Origin of the sequence: Flagellimonas sp. CMM7, assembly GCF_021390195.1 — a bacterium.
GTDB lineage: Bacteria > Bacteroidota > Bacteroidia > Flavobacteriales > Flavobacteriaceae > Flagellimonas.
In genome coordinates, this window is record NZ_CP090003.1 from 3,617,214 (window position 1) to 3,642,415 (window position 25,202).

Sequence of the window (25,202 nt, forward strand, 5' to 3'; positions counted from 1 at the left end):
TGGTATAAAAGGCTACGCGAAAGCGTGGCCTTTTTTATTTTTGCCGAATGAAATATGCACGATTGACACAGCAGCAATTGGAAGAATTGCACCCAGAGTTTATAAATTTTTTAGCAACACAATCTATCACTGGTGAAGAATGGACAGCTCTGAAAAAAGAAAAGCCAGAAGTTGCAGAAGATGAGCTGGATGTATTCAGTGACTTAATTTGGGAGGGAGTATTATCTAAGGTAGAATATCTGGAAAATATTTCTGAACTGCAGATGCATTTGTTTCACTTAACAGAAAAAGAAATGAAACTACTATCTGTAAAGGTGATGAACCCAGAAATCGATTTACGTACAGAAATAGGATTTAATTGGTTCAAACGCAATTTTCAGTCCGACTTTGTGGAGTATTTAACAGCCTCCAAGGCCTATTCTGATGATAAAAACTTGGATAAGTTTAATCTAATTCAGCAAGGAGCCACTATTACCAAGGGAGATTTATATAAATGGTTTGACCAAATAATGGAATAATTGCTAAAGCACTACTTCCAAAAACATAAAAAAAGGTCTCCGAAACGGAGACCCCTAGTTTGATGAATCATCATCATATCAGCAATGTATGCTAATTTCTTGGCTAGTCTATGTTAAAGTACTCCACCACTTCATGATAGTTATTAACATCAACATTGGCTGCTTTAAGGGATTTTATTACATCTACTTGGGATTTAGCTTGTTGACCGTTGTCGCTAGTATCGGTAACACTTGACTGTTCAATAAGGATTAAGTGAACCTCATCAAAAAAAGGTGGCCAACCCTGTCCTGTAACATCGCGTATGTTGATTGCCCCGATGCCAAAGTGTACACCCCAGATTTGATCGTTTAGACCGTTACGATAGGTGCCCGGAAGCGGTACATATGTTGAACTTCCTGGAATAACGGCATATAACAAAAGAGTATGTGTTTCCAAGACTTCTTGAGTCAACAACAAGTCTGTATTTTCGTCATCTATAGAGTATATGGGACCAGCTTGCTGACCTAGATTGGATGTGTCGAAAATAACACGTCTAACATTGGCATTGCCATCAGCACCGTCTGTTCCGTCTGCACCATCTACTCCATTAGTGCCATCTACTCCGTCAGTGCCATCAGCTCCAGCGGCACCAGCAGGTCCAACTGCACCGGCAGGCCCAGTTGCTCCGTCCAACCCATCTGCTCCATCTTCTCCATCTGAGCAAGAAGTAATTAGGGCCATGGAAGTTGCTATCAGGCCCAGCATAAAAATTCGTTGTAATTTCATAATTTAAATTTTTTTGTTAAATTTTTTTTTACTGATTGGCACAAATGTATTGGAGCCGTGTACGGTAAAAGAGACATAATTGACGGATGTTCGTTTTGGGTTGACCACTTCGCCATATGTTCTAACGGATTCAAAATCGAAGGAATGTTCTTGTTAACTTTTGACTCTTTGATTAAAAAACTTGGAGCTTACAATATTCTATAAAAACCATTTCCAGGTCTAGTCTAACAATAGATACATTCTAATGCAGGTTTACCATTGTTACTTCGCTCTATAAATTTGGACAAACCCCCTATATTTGCAGCAGAATTTTAATGCATGCCACAAAAACCATCTATACCCAAAGGGACCCGCGATTTTTCACCAACAGAAGTAGCTAGGCGCAATTACATCATTGAGACCATTAAAAAACACTTTGAGGTGTATGGATTTCAACCTATAGAGACCCCCTCTTTTGAAAATTCTAACACCTTGTTGGGTAAATATGGTGAAGAAGGTGACCGACTGATTTTTAAAATTCTGAACTCTGGGGATTTCATTTCAAAGGTGGATGATGTCACGTATAGTTCAAAAAACTCATCTTCTTTGCTTTCAAAGATTTCAGAAAAGGCGTTACGCTATGATCTCACGGTTCCTTTTGCTCGTTATGTGGTCATGCACCAGAATGAGATAGATTTCCCTTTTAAACGCTATCAGATTCAACCGGTTTGGCGTGCGGACCGCCCCCAAAAAGGAAGATTTAGAGAATTCTATCAATGTGATGCCGATGTGGTAGGGTCAAATTCATTATTGCAAGAAGTGGAATTGGTACAACTGTATGATGCCGTTTTTACAGATTTAAAACTAGGAGGAACCACCATCAAATTAAATAACAGAAAAATACTATCTGGAATAGCCGAAGTTATTGGGGCAAAACATCTGTTGGTTGACTTTACAGTAGCCTTGGATAAATTAGATAAAATAGGGGAGGAAAAGGTCAAAGAAGAAATGATAACCAAAGGAATTTCAGAAGCAGCAATAGCAAAAGCAGCTCCATTATTTGATATGTCCGGTTCAAGCATAGAGCAATTAACGCAATTAAAATCGTTATTGGCAACATCGGAGATAGGAATGCATGGAGTATCTGAATTAGAGGAGATTATCAATACTGTTGAAGAAATTGGTTTAAAGACCGCTAACCTAAAAGTTGACGTTACCTTGGCTCGCGGCCTTAACTATTATACTGGGGCAATTTTTGAAGTAAGTGCTCCAGAAGGTATACATATGGGCTCTATAGGCGGAGGTGGCCGCTATGATGACTTAACAGGTATTTTTGGTTTAAAAGACGTCAGTGGAATAGGTATTTCTTTTGGTTTGGATAGAATTTACTTGGTTTTGGAAGAGTTAGGGCTTTTTCCAGAGCGTTTAGATCAGTCCATTGATGTGCTATGCATCAATTTTGGAGAAAAAGAGAGTTTGGCTTCTTTAAAGTTAGTGGGCAAGTTAAGGGAAAATGGAGTAAAGGCAGAAGTGTACCCAACTTTTACCAAAATGCAAAAACAAATGAAGTATGCCAACAATCGTAAAGTACCCTATGTGGTATTGATTGGGGAGCAAGAACTTTCAAAGGGTGAATTTGTGGTAAAAAACATGGATACGGGAGAGCAGAAGACGTATGCTATGGATAACCTGGAAGCTTTTGTATCATCACTTCGAGCGTAGTCGAGAAGTTATTTCTAAATAGGTCTCGACTACGCTCGACCTGACAGTTTACAAGGTTGTTCTTTTCTCTAGTTCGGAAATAATCTTTCTATAGTATGAGGTGGAATGGGGTACAAAATCATCTAAACGGCCGTGATATACCTTTGATTTAAAATCAGTTAGTTGAATTAAAGCTAAATCCTCAACTTCACTTTCTTGCTTGCTCAGATTTGATATAGGAAGCTTTAGTTCGCACAAAAAAGTATGGTGAAACTCTTTGTCCAGTAATGTTTCTGAATGCTTCTGAACGGATTTAAAAATTCCAATTTCATCTAAATCTGAAGATAGGATTTGTAAACCTATTTCTTCTTCAACCTCCCGAATTGTAGCTACAATTCTATTTTCTCCTGCACCAATATGACCAGCAACGGAAACATCCCAAAGTAATGGAAACGTTTTTTTATCCTTTCCCCGTTTTTGAAATAGAATTTTCCCATCCAAAGTATAAAACCAGATGTGTACGGTTGGATGGAATAGCCCTTTTAAGTGTGCTTCAGATTTTAAGCAAGTTTTACCTGTATAGTTTCCATTTTCATCTAGAATGTCTATAAGCTCATCCATAAAAACGTTTTAGTTGTCATTCCCGTAAAAACGGGAATCTACAAATAACACAAATGGATTCCTGCTTGCGCAGGAATGACATATCAATCAAAATAGCTAAATGTTTCGCCCTCTTTAATGGTCAATAACGTTTCGTAAATCAAACGAATCACGTTTTCAACATCATCTTTATGAACCGTTTCCACAGTGGTATGCATATAGCGCAAGGGTAATGAAATCAAGGCTGACGCAACACCACCATTGCTGTAGGCAAAGGCATCTGTATCCGTTCCCGTATAGCGAGAAGATGCCAGACGTTGAAAAGGTATTTTTTTAGCTTCTGCAGTCTCAATAATGCGCTCTCTCAGCTTGTTCTGCACTGCCGGAGCATAAGAAATCACAGGACCAGAGCCCATGGCCGTTTCACCCTCCTTCTTTTTATCGATCATTGGGGTAGTGGTGTCATGACAAACATCGGTAACAATGGCGATGTTTGGTTTTATGGTCTGGGTAATCATTTCCGCACCACGCAACCCTATTTCCTCCTGTACGGAGTTGGTAATATATAGTCCAAAAGGTAATTTGTCTTTGTTTTCATGAAGTAAACGTGCTACTTCAGCAATCATAAAACCACCAGCGCGATTATCAATGGCGCGACAAACAAATTTGTTTTTGTTCAAAACCTGAAATTCATCTGGATAGGTGATAACGCAGCCTACATGCACTCCCATTTTTTCAACTTCTTCCTTGTCCTTGGCACCTATGTCAATAAAGATGTTATCCAACTTTGGTGGTTCTTCTTTACCTCTATTTCTTGTATGGATGGCTGGCCAACCAAAAACACCTTTTACAATACCGTTTTTGGTATGGATATTTACCCATTTAGAAGGAGCTATTTGATGATCGCTTCCTCCATTTCTTATTACATACAACAAACCATTGTCTGTAACATAGTTTACATACCAAGAAATTTCATCAGAATGCCCTTCAATTACAACCTTAAATTTGGCATTGGGATTTATAACCCCAACAGCTGTTCCGTAAGTATCGGTAATAAATTCATCAACATAAGGCTTCAAATAATCCATCCAAATTTTTTGTCCTTCCCACTCGTAACCAGTTGGAGAAGCATTATTTAGATATTTTTCAAAGAATTTAAGAGACTTAGCCGTAATGATTTTTGAAGCTGCCATGTATATATTTTAGTCCACAAACATAACAATATTCACTTTTATTTAATAGCCAAATCCTAGGTTTATCCTTAATTTTGACAGGACTTTTGCTAAATGGTTCGAATGTTTCGTTACAACTTGGTTATCGTTTCTTTATTGGTCTTTGGTTTTGGCTTTTCCCAAGAAGCAGCTAAAGATTCAGTTGCTGACTACTATGTTAGGTTTGAAGGTGATTCCATTCTCTATAGTTCCATTGCACTTGATGAGGTTTTTATTTTTGGTAAATTGGAATTCGCCGACCGAAAGGAAAAATTGCGATACTACATTCTTAGGCGAAAAACATTGAAAGTGTACCCGTATGCAAAACTAGCCGCGGAACGTCTGGTTGAACTTAACGATAGCTTAGGTAAGATCAAAAGGAAAAGGCACAAAAAGAAATACACTAAGGAAGTTCAGAAATATATTGAAGGTGAGTTTTCTGCAAAACTTAAAAAACTGACCCGTACGGAAGGTCAGATTCTGATCAAGTTGATTTATCGTCAAACGGGCAAAACGGCCTTCAATCTGGTAAAGGAATTACGAAATGGCTGGCGTGCATTTTGGTACAATACTACTGCCAAAGCCTTTAAAATAAGTATAAAAGAAGAATTTCATCCGGAGAAAATACATGAAGATTATCTAATCGAAGATATTCTGCAACGTGCATTCGCTGCCAACAAACTGGAACGCCAAGAATCTGTTTTGGACTATGACTATGCACAGTTGAACAATAAGTGGAAGAATGACCCAAATAAAAAGAACTAGTTCTTAGTTTTTTTTCCAAAAAGTGCTTCCATAAAAGTCTTAATGGTATAAAAACCAAAACCAACTGCTGTTATGGCCAATACTAAGCCTATTATCAATACTGGAACATAAGCAGCGTGTTCTTCGTTCTTAAAAGCTTGGTAGAGAACAAAAGGCGCCAGGAACATTAATCCCACTGTAAACCCAACATATTTTAGCCCTTTTACCAAAAGATCTTTATCTGTTCTCATAATATACTAAAGTAGGAATATTACAGTATATTTAGTAGCTCTCTTTTAAAAAATAGTGAATGGAATTACTGGTGCTTGTTGTGGTTGTATTGTTCATCATCATGGCTACTGTTAAATTTAAGATGCATCCCATTTTTTCATTGACCATGGCGGCCGTAACCACTGGATTTCTACTGGGACTTTCTCCAAAGGATATTATGGCTACAATTGGTGATGGTTTTGGAAAGACCCTTTCAGGAATTGGACTTGTAATTGCTTTTGGAACAGTGATAGGAATTTATCTGGAAAAGACAGGAAGCACTAAGGTACTTGCAAATGCAGTTCTAAAACTTGTTGGGTTAAAACGCTCACCCTTGGCGATGAATCTTGCAGGTTATATCATTTCTATTCCGGTTTTTTGTGATTCGGGATTTATTATTCTCTCTTCCTTGAACAAAGCAATAAGCAAGAAAACCGGTATACCGGTTTTGGTTTTTGCCATATCATTGGCCACAGGGCTTTATGCAGCACATGTGTTTGTACCGCCTACTCCTGGGCCTTTAGCCGCCGCCGCTATATTGGAAGCGGATTTAGGAATGGTTTTGGTCTTAGGATTGTTAATATCTATTCCAGTGTCTTTAACGGGTTATGTATGGGCCAGGTTTATTGGAAAATCATTGAAAGAAGAGGTAAAAGAGGAAATGAACCAACCAGAAGTGGAGGACAAAGATTATGGCATTAAACCTATTCAAGCTTTTTTACCTCTTTTGGCACCCATTTGTTTAATTGCGATGAAATCAATAGTTAATTACCCAACATACCCTTTAGGGAAGAATGCGGTATTCCATTTTTTTGATTTTTTAGGAAATCCAATTATTGCTTTATTGATAGGTGTTTTTTTTGCATTCATGTTAGGAAGAAAAATACCGAGCAAACAAAAAGAAGGATGGGTGACTGAAGCTTTTAAACAAGCTGGATTAATAGTTTTGATCACTGGGGCAGGGGGTGCTTTTGGAGCTATACTGCGTACTATTGATATTGCTTCTATAATCAACCTTGAATCCAGTTCTGGTATTGGAGGTCTTTTGATTTCGTTTGCCATAGCCATGGCATTAAAAACAGCTCAGGGCTCGTCTACAGTGGCAATAATAACCACGTCTGCAATAATTGCACCCTTGTTGGAAACGTTTGGATTATTTTCAATTACTGATAAGGCTTTTGCCGTACTGGCAATAGGAGCGGGTGCAATGACAGTGTCCCATATTAATGACAGTTATTTTTGGGTAGTATCCCAGTTTTCAAACATCAATGTGAAAACTGCTTTAAGAGGTCACACTTTGGGAACGCTATTTCAAGGAGTTGTGGGAATACTGATGATTTTGATACTGTATCAAATATTGTGATACATAAAGATAACAAGCTTAAAATTTGAAATTGTAGGTTACCGCTGGTATAATTCCAAAAATTGACGTTCGTGTTGCTTCATTCCTGCCATTATCTTCGTTTTCACTAAAATTTATAGAAGCGGCATTCATACGATTGTAGGCATTGTAAATACTAAAGACCCATTCGGATTTTACTTTCTTTCTAGCGTTTTTTCTTGGAGTTAGAGTGGCGGAGATATCCAGTCTATGGTACGCTGGAAGGCGCTCTTCATTTCGCGGACCGTAGAAGGGAATTGAAAGGCCTTGAAATTCAAATTGCCCAATGGGATAATTGGTGGGCTGTCCCGTCTGAAAAACAAAATTCGCATTAAAATTCCATTTTTCATTCAAATCATAACTCCCAAAAATAGAGATGTCATGGGTTTTGTCGTAAGGGGTGTTATACCATTCTCCAGAATTGATTCCAGTTTCCAAAGGAGATATTCCATTGTTCGCAGATGAAGTTCTACCTGGAGTCCGCTGCTCAGATTTTGATAATGTATAGGCCAACCAACCTTTAAAGCGGCCTTCATTTTTACGAAGCAAAAGCTCTAATCCATATGCTCTTGCTTCCCCATTTAGGATTACTTGTTCAATAGCGTTATTGGCAATTAAATCGGCCCCATCTATATAGTCGATTCTATTTTGAATTTTCTTGTAAAATACTTCGGTTTCAAAAGAATATTCTCCCTCTTTTATATTTTGAAAGTACCCAACGGCATATTGATCAAGTAATTGGGGTTCAACAAATGGTCCGCTAGGCGTCCATACATCCAAAGGAGTAGGGGAGTTGGTATTGGAAAGGAGGTGTAAATATTGAGCAAGCCTAGTGTAACTGGTTTTAATTGAACTTTTACCATTAAAGCTATAGGAAAGTGACACCCTTGGTTCCAAATTGGTAAATGTTTCTAAACTATTGCTTCTGCCAGAAGTAATAGTGTCAATAGGGGTTCCTTCTCTGTAAATAGACACGGAAGGGTCAAAAATAACGGCATTGTTGTTTTGATAAACAAAAAACTCATCTTGGCCTAGTCTATTGAAATGACTGACTCTTAGTCCATAGTTTAGACTGAGTTTGTCTGTTACTTTGTGTTCCACATCGACATAGGCAGCGGTTTCATTTGCATATTTTTTGGTAAGTTGATCTTCAACTATTCCAGAGTCTTCCCTGTTCGGTTTAATTTTACCCGGATTAAACACATAGTAGATATTGTTTAGACCATAATTAACTTGAAACTTATCATTTAGATAGTGTTTCAAATCATACTTCAAGTTAAAATTTTGAATGCCAGAGTCCCATTCAAATCCAACAAAATCAAGCTCCAGTCCGTAGAAATAATCAGAATAAATTACTGATAAATTGGAAAAGAGTTTGTCTGAGAATAAGTGGTTCCATCTAAAATTACCCACTGCATTTCCATAAGTATTAACAAAACTATCGTTGATGCTGAATAAATCCCGTCCAAAATAACCTGAAAGAAATATATTGTTTCTGTCATTGATTTTGTGGTTGATTTTGGTATTCAAATCATAGAAATAGGCTTTGTTGTTCACATCGAAGAGTGGTAAAAAAAGATGGGCATAAGAGGCTCTTCCACCAACCAAAAAAGCAGTTCTATCTTTAATTATGGGACCTTCTACCAACAATCTACTGGCAACTGCTCCAATTCCACCATTTACTTTTAATTCTTTGCTATTTCCTTCTTTTTGAAATATTTCCAAAACTGATGATACCCTTCCGCCATATCTGGCAGGAATTCCCCCTTTAAATAATTTGACATCTTTTATGGCATCTGGATTAAATACAGAAAAGAACCCAAATAGATGGGATGAATTGTATACTGTGGCCTCATCCAATAAAATGAGGTTTTGGTCGGCTGCACCACCTCTTACGTTGAATCCTGATGATGCTTCGCCGGCATTGGATACACCAGGCAATAGTAACAAAGATTTTATCACATCTGCCTCTCCCAATACAACAGGAATCTGTTTTATTGTCTTTACGGCTAATGTATTGACGCTCATTTGGGGTTTGCGTATATCTAGCCCCTCTGCATCATCGGTAACAACTACTTCTTCCAATTGCTCCATTTCTTCTGTAAGACTAAAATCTCTTTTAATGTTTGTATTTAAGATTATAACCTCCTTGATTTCTTGAAATCCTAAATAGCTTACAACGAGATTGTATTCTCCCTCTGGCAAGGTTATGGAGTAAAAGCCATATTCATTAGTGGTAACGCCCGTTTTTAAATCTGGAAAAGCAATGGTAACACCAATCAAGGTTTCGTTGCTACTGGCTTCTGAAATGGTACCACTAAAAGTGAATTTTTTTTGTGCGTGTAAAGCAATACAGTTAATAATTAGTGCAAAGAAAACTACAATATGTCTTTTTGGCATTTTCCTATTTTTCGTTTTGCAAATAATATCAGCGGTTACACTAATTGTTTTCTGATTTTTTTTCATTCTACTGTTAGTAGTTTGGTGTCAAACTCGCTAAGAGCAAAATACCCAAATGGAAAGTCATTTGAGTTTGTTGTATTGATGATATTTCCTCGCACTGTGGCTGGTGGTACTGCAAAAGGGCCACCGCCGTCCTCTCCAGATTGTGCCAGCGCAAGATTTGCATATGTTGCAAAGTTCTTGTCAATTCCAAAAAGTGTTATGGAAAGCAGATCACCGGGTTCAACATCTTCGTAGAAATAGGAAAATGTGATATCACTATCTTCAAAAAATTCATCTTCAACGACCAAGAAATTGTCAAAGCCAAAAGAGAATAGATAATAATTACGTTCGTCAGGGATATCCGTAAACCTAATCATCACCTCTGTTTCTTTCTCTTCATCAAATAAAAAACCATCTCCTTGTTCAACATCTTCTATAATAGGAGATTTATTTAATTGTTGGGTGGCGGTAAACGTTTCTCCATTGTAATTTACTAAAAGTGTATAATCTCGATTAAATTCCAAATCTGGAAAACCCGTTCTAAATACACCTGGTTCGCTTTCCAGCAACGAAAATGATTGTCCCGTTTCTTCATCGATGATCTCAACAGTGGCATTTTCAGCGGCAGGCAGTTCTTCTTGAAGAAAAGGTGCGGTTAGGTTAAGTTTTACTTGACCAACGATTAAAGGGTCACCATTGTTTTCGTTAAAACCTATTAAGGCGTCTATGATCAATTTGGGTTCCGAAGTAGGTAAATCTATATCCACCACTTCCTCGCAACCAGCAAATAGAAAAATAGTAAGGATAAGGTTTATGTAATGTTTCAAGCTATTTTAATTGAAGTACGAAAGTCTAAAATAGACAATCATTAATTCAAATAATACGGTTTAACAGTTTCTTAATCCTAAAACTTGAAATTATGCTATTGTATTCAGGATTTTATTGAATGTTTCGCTAGGACGCATTGCTTTAGAGGCTAGATTGGTGTCTGGTAAATAATAACCTCCAATGTTCACTGCAGAACCTTGTGCGTCTATTAATTCTTGAGCAATCTGGCCTTCGTTAGATTTTAATGCGTCAAAGATTTTGGTAAAAACAGCTTTCAACTCTTCATTTTCATTTTGAGCTGCTAATTGTTCTGCCCAATATAGTGTCAAATAAAAATGACTGCCACGTGTATCCAATTCATTTACTTTTCTTGATGGAGATTTATCATTGTCCAAGAATTTTTCAGTTGCTTTGTCCAAGGCGTCAGCAAGGACAGCAGCTTTTTTGTTTTCATTCTTTTCTCCATAATGCTCCAAAGAAACTCCGAGTGCCAAAAATTCACCTAGGGAATCCCATCTTAAATGTCCTTCGTCCAAGAATTGCTCTACATGTTTTGGCGCAGATCCACCGGCACCGGTTTCAAACAGTCCACCGCCATTCATTAAAGGAACTATGGACAGCATCTTGGCACTGGTACCTACTTCAAGAATCGGGAACAAATCTGTAAGATAATCACGCAAAACATTTCCTGATACCGAGATGGTATCTTTTCCTGCTTTGATGCGCTCCAAAGTAAACCTTGTCGCCTCTATCGGAGATAATATTTGTATATCTAACCCCTGAGTATCATGGTGTGTAAGGTATTCGGTAACTTTGGTAATCAGTTCAGCATCATGAGCTCTATTTTTGTCCAACCAAAATATAGCGGGGACATTTGTTGCCCTTGCTCTTGATACGGCTAGTTTTACCCAATCTTGGATAGGAGCATCTTTCACTTGGCACATTCTCCAAATATCTCCTTGTTCAACGTTATGCTGAATCAAGGTTTCATTGCTAGATGAATTTATAACCCTAACGGTGCCCGTTTTTTGGATTTCAAAGGTTTTGTCATGTGAGCCATATTCTTCTGCCTTTTGAGCCATAAGACCTACATTGGGGACTGTACCCATAGTAGTGGGGTCAAAAGCTCCGTGTTCTTTACAAAAATCTATTGTAGCTTGATAGATACCTGCATAACTACTATCAGGGATTACGGCTTTGGTATCTTGAAGTTTTCCATTCTTGTCCCACATTTTACCAGAATTCCTAATCATTGCTGGCATTGAAGCATCAATAATGATATCACTGGGAACATGAAGGTTCGTAATTCCTTTATCAGAATTCACCATAGCCAAATCTGGTCCATTTGCTATTGTATCGCTTATGGCGTTTTCAATTTCTTTGCGTTTATCCGATGGTAACTCTTCTAATTTACCAAGAAGACTTTCTAATCCATTGTTGGCATTTATTCCTAACTCATCAAAAGTAGCTTGGTACTTCTCAAATAAATCTGAAAAATATGTTTTAAGCGCATGACCAAAAATAATTGGGTCAGAAACCTTCATCATAGTCGCTTTAAAATGTAGCGAAAGCAAAAGATCATCTTTTTTTGCATCTGCAACTTCCTTTTTAAGAAAACTTACCAATGCATTTTTGCTCATTACCGTGGCATCAATAACTTCATCTTTTTGAAGTGATACATTTTCCTTAAGAACCGTTACGGTCCCACTTGAATCAACCAATTCAATACGGACATCACCAGCAGACTTCATTGTCAACGATTTTTCGTTGTTTTTAAAATCTCCTTCGGACATAGTTGCCACATGAGTGTTGGACTGTGAAGACCATTCGCCCATGCTATGTGGATTTTTCTTGGCGTAGTTTTTTATTGCTTTTGGGGCTCGTCTATCTGAGTTTCCTTCACGAAGAACTGGATTTACGGCGCTTCCTTTTATTTTGTCATATCTGGATTTAATGGCTTTTTCCTCTTCATTCTGGGGCTCATCAGGATAACTGGGTAGTTTGTACCCTTTTTGCTGTAATTCTTCAATGGCTTCTTTTAGCTGTGGAATGGAAGCACTTATGTTAGGTAGCTTGATAATATTTGCCTCTGGGGTTTTTGCCAAATCCCCTAATTGTGCTAAATCATCAGATATTTTTTGTTCGTTACTTAAAAACTCCGGAAACACAGCCGCAATTCTACCTGCAAGAGAAATGTCTTTGGTCTCAATGGTAATATTGGCAGTTTCTGTAAAGGCTTTTACAATTGGTAAAAAGGATAATGTAGCCAAGGCTGGCGCTTCGTCAGTTTTTGTATAGAAAATCTTAGCCATCTAATGTTTTTATTTAAGCGGAGCAAATATACAATTTATGGCTGTGGCTATACTAAGGGATATTGCTAAAAAAAGGAGTGTTTTTTTGAAGGAATATAAAAAACAAAAGCCATATCTATGTGTGAACATCGATATGGCTTTCTGAAAAGAACTAAAAGATTTTATTTTGTGTTGCCACAAAATTGCAACCATTGATTGCATCCGTTGCTCTTTTGACGTTTACTCAACACCATGTTTTCAATTTTTCAACTAAACAACATTTGTGCAAAGTGGTCCAATAGTTTCCTAAATCCTATCAAAACAGAAAATTGCTCTTCTGTCCGCACATAAAATTTACTATTTCTCTTTAAGGTCTGCCTAAGCTTTCCAGAATTCGAAATTCCTTTTGTGATCAGTAGTGTTACCAATTAAAAGGGAAACATCAGTTTTAAAGAACGTCGACTCTAAAATAGAAATTAGAATTTGATATAATCTCCTTCATATTTCTTTCACTAAATTAGAATAAAGTTGCAGATAACCAAATTTTGTAACGGATTAAAAATCAACAATGTATGAACTATGGTTATTAACAATTGTTCATAAAAAAAGCACCTATTTAGGTGCTTTAATTTATTGGGTTGCGATTTGAGGTTACCCTCTTACCTCTTTAATACGTGCTTTTTTACCAGTAAGTCCTCTAAAATAGAAGATTCTAGATCTACGTACCTTACCTTTTTTATTGACTTCTACTCTTTGAAGTGCTGGCATGTTAATTGGAAAAATTCTTTCAACTCCAACTGTACCGGACATTTTTCTAATGGTAAAAGTTTCTGTGGCGCCACTTCCTCTTCGTTGGATTACAACTCCTTTGAAGAACTGAGTACGTGTTTTTTCACCTTCCTTAATTTCATAGTAAACCGTGATGGTATCACCTGATGAGAATTCTGGAAAATCTTTTTTTGGAACAAATTCGTTTTCAACAAATTTTATTAAGGATTCCATGTTGTATTTTTTTAACGTTTAACAAGATCAACTTTCACGTGTTTCGTCAGAGGTTAATTTTGAGATTGCAAAAATAGTGCAATATTTATAAATGGCAAGGTGTTTTTCACTTTTTAAAATGTGGTTACTGCGCCTCATGTTTTTTTAAATACTTTATAGCGTATAGAATGAGTCCCAAAGCAAAAAGAAGGTATGGTATAACGCCTAAAATGCTAGTGATTTTGGTAACCTGTACTAAGGATTCGGCACCATTGTAGGCTGCCATCTTATTCCATATAATGCTGCCTGCAGAAAACAACAGGGTTAAAATGCTTGCAATCAACATTAAAATAGTCGCGCTATTTTTCTGTTTGACCACCATAACGATGCAGGCGATTATCATGATTAAATGTGCAATTCCATTTAACAAACCGCTAATTATGAAATGTATATATTGATTAGTTTCCATATTACTTTAATAAATCTGGTCTTAGTTTAGTTGTTCGCTCCATTGCTTGTTCTTCCCGCCACTTTTCAATTTTCGGAAAATCTCCACTCAACAAAACTTCTGGAACCTTTAAACCTTTATAATCTGAAGGTCTGGTGTAAACGGGTGGTGCTAATAAATTATCTTGGAAAGTATCTGTAAGCGCCGAAGTTTCATCATTTAAAACTCCTGGAAGGAGCCTGATAATTGAGTCGCACAAAACTGCCGCAGCTAATTCTCCACCTGAAAGCACATAATCACCAATAGAGATTTCCCTGGTAATGAATAAATCACGTACTCTTTGGTCAACTCCCTTGTAATGACCACATAGAATAATCAGGTTTTTTTTGAGAGAAACCTCATTGGAAATACCTTGATTTAATGTATCCCCATCTGGTGTCATGTATATAACATCATCATAGTCCCTTTCTTTTTTAAGTTTGGAGATGCATTTGTCTATAGGTTCTATCATCAATACCATTCCCGCTCCGCCCCCAAATTGATAGTCATCTACCTGTTTGTAGTTGCCAATAGAATAATCTCTAAGGTTATGAAAATGGACTTCTACTAAACCTTTCTCAATGGCCCGTTTTAAAATTGAAGCCTCAAAAGGGCTCTTTAATAATTCTGGTAAAACTGTTATAATGTCTATCCTCATGGCTTGTAAAGAAAGTTGTCAAAGATAGCGGTTAATTTATGTTGGTGTTCTTCCAGAAGTAGTGAAGATACTCTTCATCTTTTTCCCAGTCCAATCGTTCATATAGTTTCTGGGCGGGGTTGTTGGCTGCCGTTTCCAGTGCCAATCCTTTAAACCCTTGTATTTGACAAAAAGACTTGGCGTGGTTCAATAGTGCTTCACCTACTCCTTTTTTTCGAAGTTGTGGAGAAACAAATAGATCGTTCAATATATAGAAGGGCTGAAGCGATACAGATGAGAATGTTTTAAAAAGTTGCGTAAACCCAACAGCTCTGTCGTTCTCCAATGCCAAAAAAATTATGTTCTCGTCATTTAAAAAACGTTCTTTTAGAAAAGAGCGGGAAGCATCAAAATCTGATGATTGTTCATAAAACACCCTATACGCATCAAATAAGGGCACTATGAGCTCTAAATCCGATAGAGTGGCACTTTTAATTTCCAAAGTTTCCATTATGAATTGGGGTAGGGGTTTGTTTTATAAAGTAACTAAAAAAAAAGCTTCCGAAAAGGAAGCTTTAACAATTGTTTTATTTTTTATTCTTGTTCAGTTCATCCTGAAGCTGACGGCTAATTTTTTGTTCACGTTCTAAAGCCCTTCTTCTATGTTCTTCATATTCTCCTTCTACATCAGCTAAGGCCGTTTTGGCTTGGTGCGTTAAAAAATTACTATTTCTAAATCTATAAATGAAGAAGAGTAAAAACAGCAGTAGACCAAAAATTATAGACCATAAAATAAAGTTATAGGTCCCTTTACTGACCAAAGCACCAAAGAACGACATGCTGTCCTTTTCTTCTGTAACATTTTTTAAATTATTTGTGACTTCCAGAAGTTTGGCATTTAGACCCTCTATTTCGGATTTATTGCTAGAAATGGTGGCGGATAAATCTTTTATAGACGCATTGGCTGTATTGACAGAATCGAATATGCTTGTTTTTATCTTATTAAGGTCCGTAAGGCGTATTACTTCATACCTAATACCATTGGCCCTATAATTACCAGATTTCCTTTCCAATTCTCGAAATTGACCAACAAGGGTCTCGTCGTTGTCAGAATTAGAATTCTGTTCTTGTGCTAAAAGTGAAAAAGAAGCTGTTAGTAAAGCAAGGGTGAAAAAAACTTGTAATCGTTTCATGGTCAATATTCTTATTAATTTAGATTAAGGGTAGGGCGAAATTACACCAATAAACTAAAAATCAAAAGAAAAACATTTTGAAGAGTTATATCTCTCTAATATTTTGAGTCTAATAATAAGTGTAGCGTCTTACTTTGGCTATGTATTTTGCAAGTCTAATAACCTGATGGGAGTATCCATATTCGTTATCATACCATATGTAAAGCACAATACTTTTTCCATCAGCGGACACCAAAGTAGCTTTACTATCATAAATTGATGGGGCAGAAGCGCCAACAATATCGGATGACACCAGCTCATTGCTCAAAGAATACTGTATTTGCTCAACCATATCACCTTCAAGGGCATACTTCTTTAAAATGGTATTAATACTTTCTTTGGAAGTTTTGTTCTTTACCTCAAGGTTTAAAATTGCCAGAGAGCCATTGGGTACGGGAACGCGGATAGCGTTGGACGTTAATTTTCCTTTTAATGAAGGCAGCGCTTTGGCAACTGCTGCGCCAGCTCCGGTTTCGGTAATAACCATATTCAAGGCAGCGGCACGTCCTCTTCGGTATTTACTGTGCATATTATCTACCAAATTTTGGTCGTTAGTATATGCATGAATGGTTTCTAAATGCCCCTTCTTAATTCCAAGCGAATCTTCAATTACCTTTAGAATGGGGGTAATAGCATTGGTGGTGCATGAGGCCGCGGAGTAAATTTTGGTCTTGTCAGGATCAAAGGCATTATGGTTTACTCCATGCACTATATTTGGAACCTCTTTTCCAGGGGCGGTAAGTAAAACTCTATTGGCCCCTTTGGCTTCTAAATGTCTGGAAAGAGCTGCTTTATCTCTAAAGGCACCTGTATTATCAATGATTAGGGCATTATAAATACCATATTTTGTATAATCTATGTCTTCGGGCTTTGCTGCATTAATAAACTTGACCGTTGTGCCGTTTATAATAAGTGCCTGATTTTTTACATCAACATCAACAGTCCCCATAAACTGACCATGAACAGAATCTGTTTTTAATAGCGCTGCCCTTTTTTCCAATACCTCTTCGGTTGCATCACCTCTTACTACAACTGCTCTAAGTCTTAATTGACTACCTCTTCCGGTTTTGGCCATAAGTTCTCGGGCAACCAATCTTCCAATTCTTCCAAAACCGTAAAGAACAACATCTTTAGGTTTAATTTCTTTTGAAGACTCGGCATCTTTGAGTTTTTCTATAACAAAGGCCTTTACATTAAGATGGGTATTATCATCTGAGTGATATTCATACGTAAGCTTTCCAATATCTAGTTTGGCAGGTGGTAAACTAATGTCGTTAATGGCGCGAAGAATCTCAACAGAATCAAAGATTGAGATGGGTTTTTGAACAAATTCGCCTGCATATTCATGTAGATTGATAATATCACTTACATTTTTGTCAATGATCTGATTCTTGAAAAGGACTACTTCAATGGCCTTATCGTACCAAAGATCACTAATAATTTTAATGAACTCTGTGGTTGCTTTTCTTCTATCGGCTTGGAAGGCAAGTTCTTTTTCGTAAGACTTTATATCGCTCATGGATTCTGGTTGAATTGTTATTTTTAAATTCTCGGCAAAATTAGATATTTCAAACGTTTTCGTAAAGGATTTTTAAATAAAAAAAGCACCTTGGAAAAGGTGCTTTTTTTGACGTTTTTTTTATATTTTTTATTGAAGGATCAGACGTTCTTTTTCTCCTTTTTCATTGATCATGGTAAAGCTTGTTCTTCCATACTTGGAAATTTCACCAAAAAGCGTTTTGGCATCATCAATATTTTTAATCTCTTTATCATCAAGCTCGGTGATTATTTTATTTTTTAGATTATACCTACCATAACCTTCAGGTACATCAATGATTTTCACCCCTTGCTTTACTCCAAAGTTCTTTTTGTCTTCCTTGGTAAGGTTTTTAACCATGAACCCAGTATTGGGTAGGATTAGGGTATTTTGTTTTTTAAGTGTGACCCGTTTTGAAACCCTGTTGCCTTCTCTATCTACGATGACTTCAATCACGTCCCCTGGTCTTTTTGAGGAAAGATACCCTGTAAGCTCAGAAAACTTACGTATAAGTATGTTATCAACTTTTTTGATGATATCTCCGGATTTTAGTCCAGCTTCTTCTGCTCCTGAGTCTTCACTAACTTGGGAAATATATACCCCTTCTATTTCATCCAAGCCAAGCTCCATTGCTTCCCTGGAGTTTATATTGGCCGCTGAAATACCCAATCTTCCACGTTGCACATTTCCAAATTCCATGATATCCTCGACAACCTTTTTCGCTATGTTACTGGGTACTGCAAAAGAATAGCCTACATAAGACCCGGTTTGGGATGTAATGGCCGTATTGATTCCAATTAGGTCTCCATTGGTATTGACTAAAGCACCGCCACTGTTTCCGGGGTTAACCGCCGCATCTGTTTGTATAAAAGACTGATTTCTTCCTAATGACCTGGCTTTTGCACTTACAATTCCAGCCGTTACCGTAGAAGTAAGACTAAACGGATTTCCTACTGCAAGAACCCATTCACCAATTTTGGCGTTGTCAGAATCACCAAAGGCTAGGTAGGGTAGTGGCTTGTCCACATCTATTTTTAAAAGAGCAATGTCGGAATCTGCATCGGCACCAATAACTTCGGCTTCATAAGTTCTTTTGTTATTCAATGTAATCTCTAATTGACTGGCTTGTGCTATAACATGATTATTGGTAACAATAAAACCGTCTGGTGAGATGATTACTCCAGAACCAGTGCCAATTTGTGGAGTTTGTTTGCGTTCAGACCCATAAAAGAAGTCAGCAAGATTGTTAGACCCTTTATTGATGGTTAAGTTTTTAACATGCACCACGGCATTTACCGTTTTTTCTGCTGCAATGGTGAAATCAACTTCATTTATTCCCGCCCCACTCGCAGAAGTGGACAAGGTGCTCGTGCTCAAGAATGGAGTTTCTTGATCTGCGGCAATCCATTTATACGTGTCTTTTTCAAAAAATAATTTATAAGCTCCTAAAGTAATTGCACCTGCAAATAGCGATACAATGAACAAACTGGCTATTCTCTTCATAATTCAGTAATAATTTAACATTAAGCTTTAACAAAATTAGGTGAATTCATTTGTAGCTTGATTAGTTTAACTCGTTTTTAACTACAAAAAAAACCTTAAAGAATACCCTATCTTTGTTCTTTTGCAAGCAATTATGTTACTACAATTTTTTAAATATCAAGGCACGGGCAATGATTTTGTAGTCATTGATAATAGACAAGAACTGTTCCCCAAAAACGATACCAAATTGATTGGTAAACTTTGTGATAGGAGATTTGGTGTAGGAGCAGATGGACTTATTTTACTTGAAAATGATACAGCTTCAGACTTTGAAATGGTGTATTTTAATTCTGATGCAAGCCAAAGTATGTGCGGTAATGGAGGTAGGTGTGCAGTAGCTTTTGCCAAGCATTTGGGCATGATAGATAATGAGACATCTTTTAAAGCTATTGATGGTTTACATTTTGCTAGTATTGAAGGAGATATTGTAAACCTCAAGATGAATGATGTAAAGGACGTAAAAGAGAAGCCCCTGTATAGTTTTTTGGATACAGGTTCGCCCCATCATGTGCAACTAGTTGAAAACTTGAGTGATTTGAATGTACAGGTAGAAGGCGCGAAATTGCGGTATGGTCTTTATGGAGAATCTGGCAGTAACATTAACTTCGTTAAACAATCAGATAAAGATTCTTTTGACGTAAGAACGTACGAGCGTGGGGTAGAGGGTGAGACATTGTCTTGTGGAACGGGAGTTACCGCGGTTGCCCTTGCAATGCACAAACAAGGAATTACGGAATCCAACTGTGTAAATATCAATACACAAGGTGGTGTTCTTTCAATAAGTTTTGCACAACAAAATGGATCTTACACTGATATTTTTTTAAAAGGACCTGCTAAACAGGTATTTAAAGGAGAGGTTGAATGCTAAGCTTAAAGGGAGAGCAAATTTATTTAAGGGCTTTGGAGCCAAAAGATTTGGATTTCCTTTACCAATTGGAAAACGATACTTCCATATGGGAGATTAGTGGCACATTAAAGCCATATTCAAAAAAAGTGCTCCAGCTTTATCTGGAAAATGCGCATAGAGACATTTATGATGTAAAGCAATTGCGATTGTGTATATGTAACAAGAATGATGATTGCATTGGTTTAATTGATTTGTTTGATTTTGACCCCAAAAATAGAAGAGCTGGTATTGGTATTGTAATTACCAAAACAGAGGACAGAAATAAAGGTGTAGGTGCGGAAGCAATATCCTTATTGTGCAATTATGCCTTTTCAATCCTTGACCTACATCAGTTATATGCTAATATTCTAGAGGAAAACAAAGCGAGTATTCATTTGTTTGAAAAGCTTGGCTTTACTAAAATAGGAGTGAAAAAAGAATGGGTCAGAACCAATAGCGGTTTTAAAAATGAAATAATTTTCCAAAAAATAAATTCCAATGTATCTTAAAAAAGTACTTTGGGCAGCTGCCCTTCTAGGCCTTTTGATCTGTGGTTTCATGGCTTACCAGATTTATGGTGCCATTTTTAGCCCAAATACCCAGTTTAATAATGATGAAGCTTTTGTTTACATACCTTCAGAAGCTACTTTTTCAGAAGTAAAGACCAACTTGACCCCACTGTTAAAAAATGTATCGACTTTTGAATCCGTAGCAGAACGTAAAGGGTACGTCAATAATGTTAAGGGTGGAAAATTCGCTATTAGAAAAGGGATGAATAATAATGAAATCATTAATTCACTAAGAAGCAATAATATCCCGGTAAAAGTATCTTTTAACAATCAAGAATCCTTGGATGCACTGGCAGGTAGGATATCCGAACAAATTGAAGCAGATAGCCTTTCACTTTCCCAAGCCTTTAATGATTCAGAATTTCTTAGCAAATCCAATTTTAATAAAGATTCAAAATTGGGAATGTATATTCCTAATACCTATGAATTCTTTTGGAATACTAATGCTCAAAGCTTTAGGGATAGAATGTTAAAGGAGTACCAGAGGTTTTGGAATGATAGTCGGTTAGAAAAAGCCAAAGAACTTAATCTTTCTCCTTCCCAAGTCATTGCTTTGGCGGCTATAGTTCAAAAAGAGACGGTAAAGGCAGAGGAGCGTCCTAGAGTGGCGGGAGTTTATTTAAATAGGATAAAAAGGGGCATATTGCTTCAGGCAGATCCTACCGTGATCTTTGCCATTAAGAAAGAAACAGGTAATTACGATACCATTATTAAACGAGTTTTGTATCGAGATTTAGAAATAGACTCCCCATACAATACATATAAGTATAGTGGAATACCCCCGGGTCCGATTGCTATGCCCGATATTGCTTCCGTTGAAGCAGTTTTAAATTTTGAAAAACACGATTATCTATATTTCGTGGCGGATGTTTCTAACTTTGGATACCATATGTTTGCCAAATCTTTGGCACAACATAACCGAAATAAGGTGCAATATATCCGATGGATCAATTCTCAAAAGGTCCGCAGATAATACTCTTTGTCGTTTATTTTCAGCGCTTTAACGTAATTTAGGTGCGATTTAAGAAAAACTTAAGAGCTTTATAAGTGTTAAAATAAAGTCTCCCCCTATATTTGCCGATCAAATTTAATTTCGCTGCTTTTGAGCACTGAGATATTAAATATGTGAGTTATGAAAAGATGGATAGGTTTTGTTTTGCATCTTGCCATGATTGTAATTTTGACAAGCTTTGGTACATACACCGTAACCAAAAAGATGGACTATGTGGTTCCTGATTCGTTAAGAGTGAAAACGAACTTTGAACATTTGGTTCTTCAAGATTCAATTAAAGGTTTAGAGAGCACGTTGATTTCTCCTCCTTTTTTAGGAAATGCCTATAATGGTTTTAAAGAGGCTTTGGCCTTTAAGGAATCTCAAGGAAGATATGGTGTGGTCAACACTTTTGGATATCTTGGAAAATACCAATTTGGGTTGAGCACTTTAAATATGATGGGAGTATATGACTCCGAAGAGTTTTTAAATGACCCAGTACTACAAGAGAGAACATTTGAAACCAATATTGCCCGTAACAAATGGATTCTTAGAAGAGATATAAAACGTTTTAACGGAAAACGCATAAGGGGAGTTCAAATTACAGAATCTGGTATTTTGGCTGCGGCACATTTGGCAGGAGCAGGAAACGTAAAGAAGTATTTACGGTCCTATGGAAAGAATGATGTTGCTGATGCCTATGGAAGTACTATCTCTTACTATATTAGAAAGTTCGCGGGATATGATATTTCCATAATTGAACAAAAGAGAAACGCAAAAGTCTAAATCCTTTTTTGGGATATGATTTAAAAACCAGAATTTACTTCTGGTTTTTTTATGCTTGAATGATAAATATAGTGGGTCTTTTGTTTAGGTCTACATTAATCTCACCCCATTCATGTGCAATTTTGGTTTTTATAAACTCCGTTGGTAGTGTAATGTCAGAGGCAATACATAGTCTGGTGCTCTTCTGTAGTATTTTCGTCAGCTCCTTTAAAAGCTTATCATTTCTGTATGGAGTTTCCATAAATATTTGTGATTGCCCTTTCTCTCTGGAAACTCGTTCTAAACTTTTGATCATTGCCTTACGCTCTGCGGCATCTATAGGCAAATAACCATTAAAGGCAAAATTTTGGCCATTCATACCACTGGACATCATGGCCATAAGAATGGAGGATGGACCTACCAAAGGAACTACCTGTATCCTTTTTTCATGGGCAACCTTAATGACGTCAGCACCGGGGTCTGCAATACCTGGGCAGCCTGCCTCAGATAAAATACCTACATTGAACCCATGAATGCAGGGGTCCAGATAAGTGGGAATCACTGCAGGATCTGTGAATTTGTTTAAAGTTTCAATATGTAGGCTAGGTTGTGCCTTGCTTGGACTTATTTTTTTTATGAAATGACGAGCGGTCTTTTCGTTCTCAACAATATAGTGATCAGTATTTTCAATGGTCCTCTTAATGGAAATTGGAAGCACCTCCAATGGGGCATTGTCTCCCAACGTTGTTGGAATTAAGTAAACTTTACCCAAAACAAGACCCGGTTTTACTTCTTCCATTTCACTTAGTTTAATTTTTTAGCAATCGCTTCACAAGCGCTATTGATCATTTGGTAGACCTCTTCAAAGCCATCAACTCCACCATAGTACGGATCTGGCACTTCATTAATGCCTAGATTTACTTCGTCTAACAACAATCTAACCTTTTTTTTATCCTTTTCAGTATTGGCCAGACTTAAAATATTTATAAAGTTGTTTTTATCCATGGCATAGATTAAATCGAACTCTTTAAAATCATTTTTAGAAAATTGTCTACACTTTTGAGCACTAATATCTAATAAGTGTTTTTGCGCAACAGCTATAGATCTTTTGTCTGGTGGATTGCCAATATGATATCCTGCAGTTCCAGAAGAATCCACAAGTACGGCATTAGCATCTACTTTGGATTTTAATATACCTTCTGCCAAAGGAGATCTGCAGATGTTTCCTAAGCAGACCATTAAAACTTTGGTTTTCATGAAGCTAAAAAAGATTAAGAGAATTTTTTGCTCAGGTCTTCAATGTACTTTCTAAACTGCTTATCGGTCTCTGCAAGGTTGTCAACTGTTTTGCAGGCATGCAATACAGTGGCATGATCTCGTTTTCCTATTTGGGAACCGATACTGGCAAGGGAGGCTTTTGTAAATTTTTTGGCAAAGAACATGGCCAACTGTCTTGCTTGAACAATATGGCGCTTTCTAGTTTTGGATTGCAACGTAGCCACATCCATTTCAAAATAGTCTGAGACCACTTTTTGAATATAATCAATGGAGACTTCTCTTTTTGTATTTTTCACAAACTTCTCTACCACTTGTTGGGCTAGTTCCAGGGTAATGTCACGTTTGTTAAAAGAGGATTGTGCAATTAAAGAGATTATAGCGCCTTCCAGTTCCCTTATATTTGTTTTAATATTCTTTGCAACATGATCAATGATATCATCTGGCATTTCTACCCCATCACGATACAGTTTGTTCTTTAAAATGGAAATCCTAGTTTCAAAATCAGGACTTTGAAGCTCAGCGGAAAGACCCCATTTAAAACGCGACAATAATCGTTGTTCAATATCTTGCATATCTACAGGTGCCTTGTCGGATGTAAGGATAACCTGCTTTCCATTTTGGTGCAAGTGATTGAAGATATGGAAGAAAACATCTTGGGTTCCAGATTTACCAGATAAGAATTGTACATCATCAATGATAAGTACATCTATTAGTTGATAAAAGTGAATGAAATCGTTCCTAGTATTCTTTTTTACAGATTCAATATACTGCTGGGTAAATTTTTCCGCAGAAATATATAGTACTGTCTTTTCGGGGTATTTGTCCTTGATTTCAACACCAATGGCATGTGCCAAGTGCGTTTTGCCCAAACCAACACCTCCAAAAACTAATAACGGATTAAAAGAAGTGCCACCAGGTTTGTTGGCAACTGCCATTCCTGCAGATCTTGCAAGTCTATTGGAATCGCCTTCTAGAAAATTCTCGAAATTATAATTTGGATTTAACTGGGATTCTATTTTAATATTTCGAATACCAGGAATCACAAAAGGATTCTTTAATTCTGGGCTTTTTGAGGTAATTGGCACATCTAACTCTTGAGGGCCAACAGCGGTACGATTAGAACTTGGAATTTGTTCTGTGAACGGTTCCTTATTACCGTACTTATTTTCCATTTTAATGATGTAAATAAGTTTTGCGTTACTTCCTAACTCCTTGGTAAGAGCCACTTTCAAAAGCTTAACATAATGTTCCTCTAACCATTCATAGAAGAATTTACTTGGTACTTGTACACTAAGAGCTTTGTCTGTTAACTTGATAGGCTTAATAGGTTCAAACCAAGTCTTGAATGCCTGCGGTTGGATATTATCCTTGATAAAAGCCAAACAGTTGTTCCATACGGAATTTGCAGTAACACTCATAAAAGTTTTTTCCTTAGTTTTTGTTGGTTAGCTTTAAAGCTTTAGACTAAACATCTAAGGGGGATTAGACGCTTATTAGATGCGACAAATATGTGAACAAATCTTTGAAAAAAAAAATGATTTAGTGGTTGAATATTCTATTTTT

General features: G+C 37.0%; 25 protein-coding genes. 8 read left to right on the forward strand and 17 right to left on the reverse strand.

Features of this window, described 5'->3' with window-relative positions:
- Positions 1-47: 47 nt before the first annotated feature.
- Positions 48-518, forward strand: a complete 471-nt coding sequence (locus LV704_RS16320) for a DUF6495 family protein (protein WP_163422693.1) — start codon at positions 48-50, stop codon at positions 516-518.
- Between the two features lie 103 nt (positions 519-621).
- On the opposite strand, the gene LV704_RS16325 is transcribed toward LV704_RS16320, so the two are convergent.
- A complete protein-coding gene (locus LV704_RS16325) occupies positions 622-1,284 on the reverse strand; it encodes a hypothetical protein (protein ID WP_163422692.1) in 663 nt (220 codons plus the stop codon).
- Between the two features lie 318 nt (positions 1,285-1,602).
- Here LV704_RS16325 and hisS point away from each other — a divergent pair, with 318 nt between their 5' ends.
- A complete protein-coding gene (gene hisS / locus LV704_RS16330) occupies positions 1,603-2,985 on the forward strand; it encodes a histidine--tRNA ligase (protein ID WP_163422691.1) in 1,383 nt (460 codons plus the stop codon).
- 48 nt (positions 2,986-3,033) lie between these two features.
- On the opposite strand, the gene LV704_RS16335 is transcribed toward hisS, so the two are convergent.
- Positions 3,034-3,585 (reverse strand): NUDIX domain-containing protein, encoded by a 552-nt coding sequence (locus LV704_RS16335; RefSeq protein ID WP_163422690.1) that lies wholly within the window; start codon positions 3,583-3,585, stop codon positions 3,034-3,036.
- Between the two features lie 83 nt (positions 3,586-3,668).
- Positions 3,669-4,757, reverse strand: a complete 1,089-nt coding sequence (locus LV704_RS16340) for a M42 family metallopeptidase (protein ID WP_163422689.1) — start codon at positions 4,755-4,757, stop codon at positions 3,669-3,671.
- Between the two features lie 102 nt (positions 4,758-4,859).
- Between LV704_RS16340 and LV704_RS16345 the strand changes: the two genes are divergently transcribed.
- Positions 4,860-5,540 carry a DUF4294 domain-containing protein gene (locus tag LV704_RS16345; protein ID WP_163422688.1) on the forward strand — a complete coding sequence of 227 codons (681 nt, stop codon included), beginning with the start codon at positions 4,860-4,862 and terminating at the stop codon, positions 5,538-5,540.
- On the opposite strand, the gene LV704_RS16350 is transcribed toward LV704_RS16345, so the two are convergent.
- Positions 5,537-5,770 carry a DUF6095 family protein gene (locus tag LV704_RS16350; protein ID WP_163422687.1) on the reverse strand — a complete coding sequence of 78 codons (234 nt, stop codon included), beginning with the start codon at positions 5,768-5,770 and terminating at the stop codon, positions 5,537-5,539. The genes LV704_RS16345 and LV704_RS16350 overlap by 4 nt on opposite strands.
- 59 nt (positions 5,771-5,829) lie before the next feature.
- Here LV704_RS16350 and LV704_RS16355 point away from each other — a divergent pair, with 59 nt between their 5' ends.
- Positions 5,830-7,152, forward strand: a complete 1,323-nt coding sequence (locus LV704_RS16355; RefSeq protein WP_163422686.1) for a GntP family permease — start codon at positions 5,830-5,832, stop codon at positions 7,150-7,152.
- 18 nt (positions 7,153-7,170) lie between these two features.
- On the opposite strand, the gene LV704_RS16360 is transcribed toward LV704_RS16355, so the two are convergent.
- The 10 genes from LV704_RS16360 to LV704_RS16405 form a co-directional block, all read right to left on the reverse strand.
- On the reverse strand, positions 7,171-9,570 hold the full coding sequence (locus tag LV704_RS16360; protein WP_163422916.1) for a TonB-dependent receptor: 2,400 nt from the start codon (positions 9,568-9,570) through the stop codon (positions 7,171-7,173).
- A 62-nt stretch (positions 9,571-9,632) separates the two neighbouring features.
- Positions 9,633-10,442 carry a DUF4249 family protein gene (locus LV704_RS16365; RefSeq protein ID WP_163422685.1) on the reverse strand — a complete coding sequence of 270 codons (810 nt, stop codon included), beginning with the start codon at positions 10,440-10,442 and terminating at the stop codon, positions 9,633-9,635.
- Positions 10,443-10,532: 90 nt separating this feature from the next.
- On the reverse strand, positions 10,533-12,755 hold the full coding sequence (locus tag LV704_RS16370) for an NADP-dependent isocitrate dehydrogenase (RefSeq protein WP_163422684.1): 2,223 nt from the start codon (positions 12,753-12,755) through the stop codon (positions 10,533-10,535).
- Between the two features lie 630 nt (positions 12,756-13,385).
- On the reverse strand, positions 13,386-13,736 hold the full coding sequence (gene rplS / locus LV704_RS16375; RefSeq protein ID WP_163422683.1) for a 50S ribosomal protein L19: 351 nt from the start codon (positions 13,734-13,736) through the stop codon (positions 13,386-13,388).
- A 124-nt stretch (positions 13,737-13,860) separates the two neighbouring features.
- Positions 13,861-14,118 (reverse strand): hypothetical protein, encoded by a 258-nt coding sequence (locus LV704_RS16380; protein ID WP_163422682.1) that lies wholly within the window; start codon positions 14,116-14,118, stop codon positions 13,861-13,863.
- 67 nt (positions 14,119-14,185) lie between these two features.
- Positions 14,186-14,860: a tRNA (guanosine(37)-N1)-methyltransferase TrmD gene (gene trmD, locus LV704_RS16385; protein WP_163422681.1), complete on the reverse strand. Its 675-nt coding sequence runs from the start codon at positions 14,858-14,860 to the stop codon at positions 14,186-14,188.
- Positions 14,861-14,891: 31 nt separating this feature from the next.
- Positions 14,892-15,350: a GNAT family N-acetyltransferase gene (locus tag LV704_RS16390; RefSeq protein ID WP_163422680.1), complete on the reverse strand. Its 459-nt coding sequence runs from the start codon at positions 15,348-15,350 to the stop codon at positions 14,892-14,894.
- 76 nt (positions 15,351-15,426) lie between these two features.
- The gene (locus LV704_RS16395) at positions 15,427-16,032 is read right to left on the reverse strand and encodes a tRNA (guanine-N1)-methyltransferase (protein WP_163422679.1); all 606 of its coding nucleotides are present in this window, start codon (positions 16,030-16,032) and stop codon (positions 15,427-15,429) included.
- Between the two features lie 109 nt (positions 16,033-16,141).
- Positions 16,142-17,590, reverse strand: coding sequence for a glyceraldehyde-3-phosphate dehydrogenase (locus tag LV704_RS16400; RefSeq protein ID WP_163422678.1), 1,449 nt, complete (start codon positions 17,588-17,590; stop codon positions 16,142-16,144).
- Between the two features lie 129 nt (positions 17,591-17,719).
- The gene (locus tag LV704_RS16405) at positions 17,720-19,111 is read right to left on the reverse strand and encodes a trypsin-like peptidase domain-containing protein (RefSeq protein ID WP_163422677.1); all 1,392 of its coding nucleotides are present in this window, start codon (positions 19,109-19,111) and stop codon (positions 17,720-17,722) included.
- 133 nt (positions 19,112-19,244) lie between these two features.
- Between LV704_RS16405 and dapF the strand changes: the two genes are divergently transcribed.
- The 4 genes from dapF (at position 19,245) to LV704_RS16425 (ending at position 22,382) form a co-directional block, all read left to right on the forward strand.
- Positions 19,245-20,018 carry a diaminopimelate epimerase gene (gene dapF / locus LV704_RS16410; RefSeq protein ID WP_163422676.1) on the forward strand — a complete coding sequence of 258 codons (774 nt, stop codon included), beginning with the start codon at positions 19,245-19,247 and terminating at the stop codon, positions 20,016-20,018.
- Positions 20,012-20,545, forward strand: coding sequence for a GNAT family N-acetyltransferase (locus LV704_RS16415; RefSeq protein WP_163422675.1), 534 nt, complete (start codon positions 20,012-20,014; stop codon positions 20,543-20,545). Before dapF ends, LV704_RS16415 begins: the two co-directional genes overlap by 7 nt.
- Positions 20,535-21,578 carry an endolytic transglycosylase MltG gene (gene mltG, locus LV704_RS16420; protein ID WP_163422674.1) on the forward strand — a complete coding sequence of 348 codons (1,044 nt, stop codon included), beginning with the start codon at positions 20,535-20,537 and terminating at the stop codon, positions 21,576-21,578. The genes LV704_RS16415 and mltG overlap by 11 nt, the downstream gene beginning before the upstream one ends.
- Positions 21,579-21,737: 159 nt before the next feature.
- Positions 21,738-22,382 carry a hypothetical protein gene (locus LV704_RS16425; RefSeq protein WP_163422673.1) on the forward strand — a complete coding sequence of 215 codons (645 nt, stop codon included), beginning with the start codon at positions 21,738-21,740 and terminating at the stop codon, positions 22,380-22,382.
- Between the two features lie 49 nt (positions 22,383-22,431).
- Here the strand turns inward: LV704_RS16425 and LV704_RS16430 are convergent, their stop codons facing one another.
- The 3 genes from LV704_RS16430 to dnaA are packed head-to-tail and all read right to left on the reverse strand — an operon-like array spanning position 22,432 to position 25,057.
- Positions 22,432-23,160 (reverse strand): SAM-dependent methyltransferase, encoded by a 729-nt coding sequence (locus LV704_RS16430; RefSeq protein ID WP_163422672.1) that lies wholly within the window; start codon positions 23,158-23,160, stop codon positions 22,432-22,434.
- Positions 23,161-23,165: 5 nt separating this feature from the next.
- Complete coding sequence (locus tag LV704_RS16435; protein ID WP_163422671.1) at positions 23,166-23,618, reverse strand: low molecular weight protein-tyrosine-phosphatase; 453 nt, start codon at positions 23,616-23,618, stop codon at positions 23,166-23,168.
- A gap of 14 nt (positions 23,619-23,632) precedes the next feature.
- Positions 23,633-25,057: a chromosomal replication initiator protein DnaA gene (gene dnaA, locus LV704_RS16440; protein WP_163422670.1), complete on the reverse strand. Its 1,425-nt coding sequence runs from the start codon at positions 25,055-25,057 to the stop codon at positions 23,633-23,635.
- Between the last annotated feature and the right edge of the window lie 145 nt (positions 25,058-25,202).

Bases quoted from the DNA above. Each gene is read 5' to 3' on its own strand.
- LV704_RS16380 (WP_163422682.1), bottom strand. From the start codon at position 14,118: ATGATAATCGCCTGCATCGTTATGGTGGTCAAACAGAAAAATAGCGCG.
- hisS (WP_163422691.1), top strand. From the start codon at position 1,603: ATGCCACAAAAACCATCTATACCCAAAGGGACCCGCGATTTTTCACCA.
- LV704_RS16430 (WP_163422672.1), bottom strand. From the start codon at position 23,160: ATGGAAGAAGTAAAACCGGGTCTTGTTTTGGGTAAAGTTTACTTAATT.
- LV704_RS16435 (WP_163422671.1), bottom strand. From the start codon at position 23,618: ATGAAAACCAAAGTTTTAATGGTCTGCTTAGGAAACATCTGCAGATCT.
- LV704_RS16360 (WP_163422916.1), bottom strand. From the start codon at position 9,570: ATGCCAAAAAGACATATTGTAGTTTTCTTTGCACTAATTATTAACTGT.
- rplS (WP_163422683.1), bottom strand. From the start codon at position 13,736: ATGGAATCCTTAATAAAATTTGTTGAAAACGAATTTGTTCCAAAAAAA.
- dnaA (WP_163422670.1), bottom strand. From the start codon at position 25,057: ATGAGTGTTACTGCAAATTCCGTATGGAACAACTGTTTGGCTTTTATC.
- LV704_RS16350 (WP_163422687.1), bottom strand. From the start codon at position 5,770: ATGAGAACAGATAAAGATCTTTTGGTAAAAGGGCTAAAATATGTTGGG.
- LV704_RS16395 (WP_163422679.1), bottom strand. From the start codon at position 16,032: ATGAAACGATTACAAGTTTTTTTCACCCTTGCTTTACTAACAGCTTCT.
- trmD (WP_163422681.1), bottom strand. From the start codon at position 14,860: ATGAGGATAGACATTATAACAGTTTTACCAGAATTATTAAAGAGCCCT.
- LV704_RS16370 (WP_163422684.1), bottom strand. From the start codon at position 12,755: ATGGCTAAGATTTTCTATACAAAAACTGACGAAGCGCCAGCCTTGGCT.
- LV704_RS16325 (WP_163422692.1), bottom strand. From the start codon at position 1,284: ATGAAATTACAACGAATTTTTATGCTGGGCCTGATAGCAACTTCCATG.
- LV704_RS16390 (WP_163422680.1), bottom strand. From the start codon at position 15,350: ATGGAAACTTTGGAAATTAAAAGTGCCACTCTATCGGATTTAGAGCTC.
- LV704_RS16415 (WP_163422675.1), top strand. From the start codon at position 20,012: ATGCTAAGCTTAAAGGGAGAGCAAATTTATTTAAGGGCTTTGGAGCCA.
- mltG (WP_163422674.1), top strand. From the start codon at position 20,535: ATGTATCTTAAAAAAGTACTTTGGGCAGCTGCCCTTCTAGGCCTTTTG.
- LV704_RS16425 (WP_163422673.1), top strand. From the start codon at position 21,738: ATGAAAAGATGGATAGGTTTTGTTTTGCATCTTGCCATGATTGTAATT.
- LV704_RS16405 (WP_163422677.1), bottom strand. From the start codon at position 19,111: ATGAAGAGAATAGCCAGTTTGTTCATTGTATCGCTATTTGCAGGTGCA.
- dapF (WP_163422676.1), top strand. From the start codon at position 19,245: ATGTTACTACAATTTTTTAAATATCAAGGCACGGGCAATGATTTTGTA.
- LV704_RS16400 (WP_163422678.1), bottom strand. From the start codon at position 17,590: ATGAGCGATATAAAGTCTTACGAAAAAGAACTTGCCTTCCAAGCCGAT.
- LV704_RS16345 (WP_163422688.1), top strand. From the start codon at position 4,860: ATGTTTCGTTACAACTTGGTTATCGTTTCTTTATTGGTCTTTGGTTTT.
- LV704_RS16340 (WP_163422689.1), bottom strand. From the start codon at position 4,757: ATGGCAGCTTCAAAAATCATTACGGCTAAGTCTCTTAAATTCTTTGAA.
- LV704_RS16335 (WP_163422690.1), bottom strand. From the start codon at position 3,585: ATGGATGAGCTTATAGACATTCTAGATGAAAATGGAAACTATACAGGT.
- LV704_RS16355 (WP_163422686.1), top strand. From the start codon at position 5,830: ATGGAATTACTGGTGCTTGTTGTGGTTGTATTGTTCATCATCATGGCT.
- LV704_RS16320 (WP_163422693.1), top strand. From the start codon at position 48: ATGAAATATGCACGATTGACACAGCAGCAATTGGAAGAATTGCACCCA.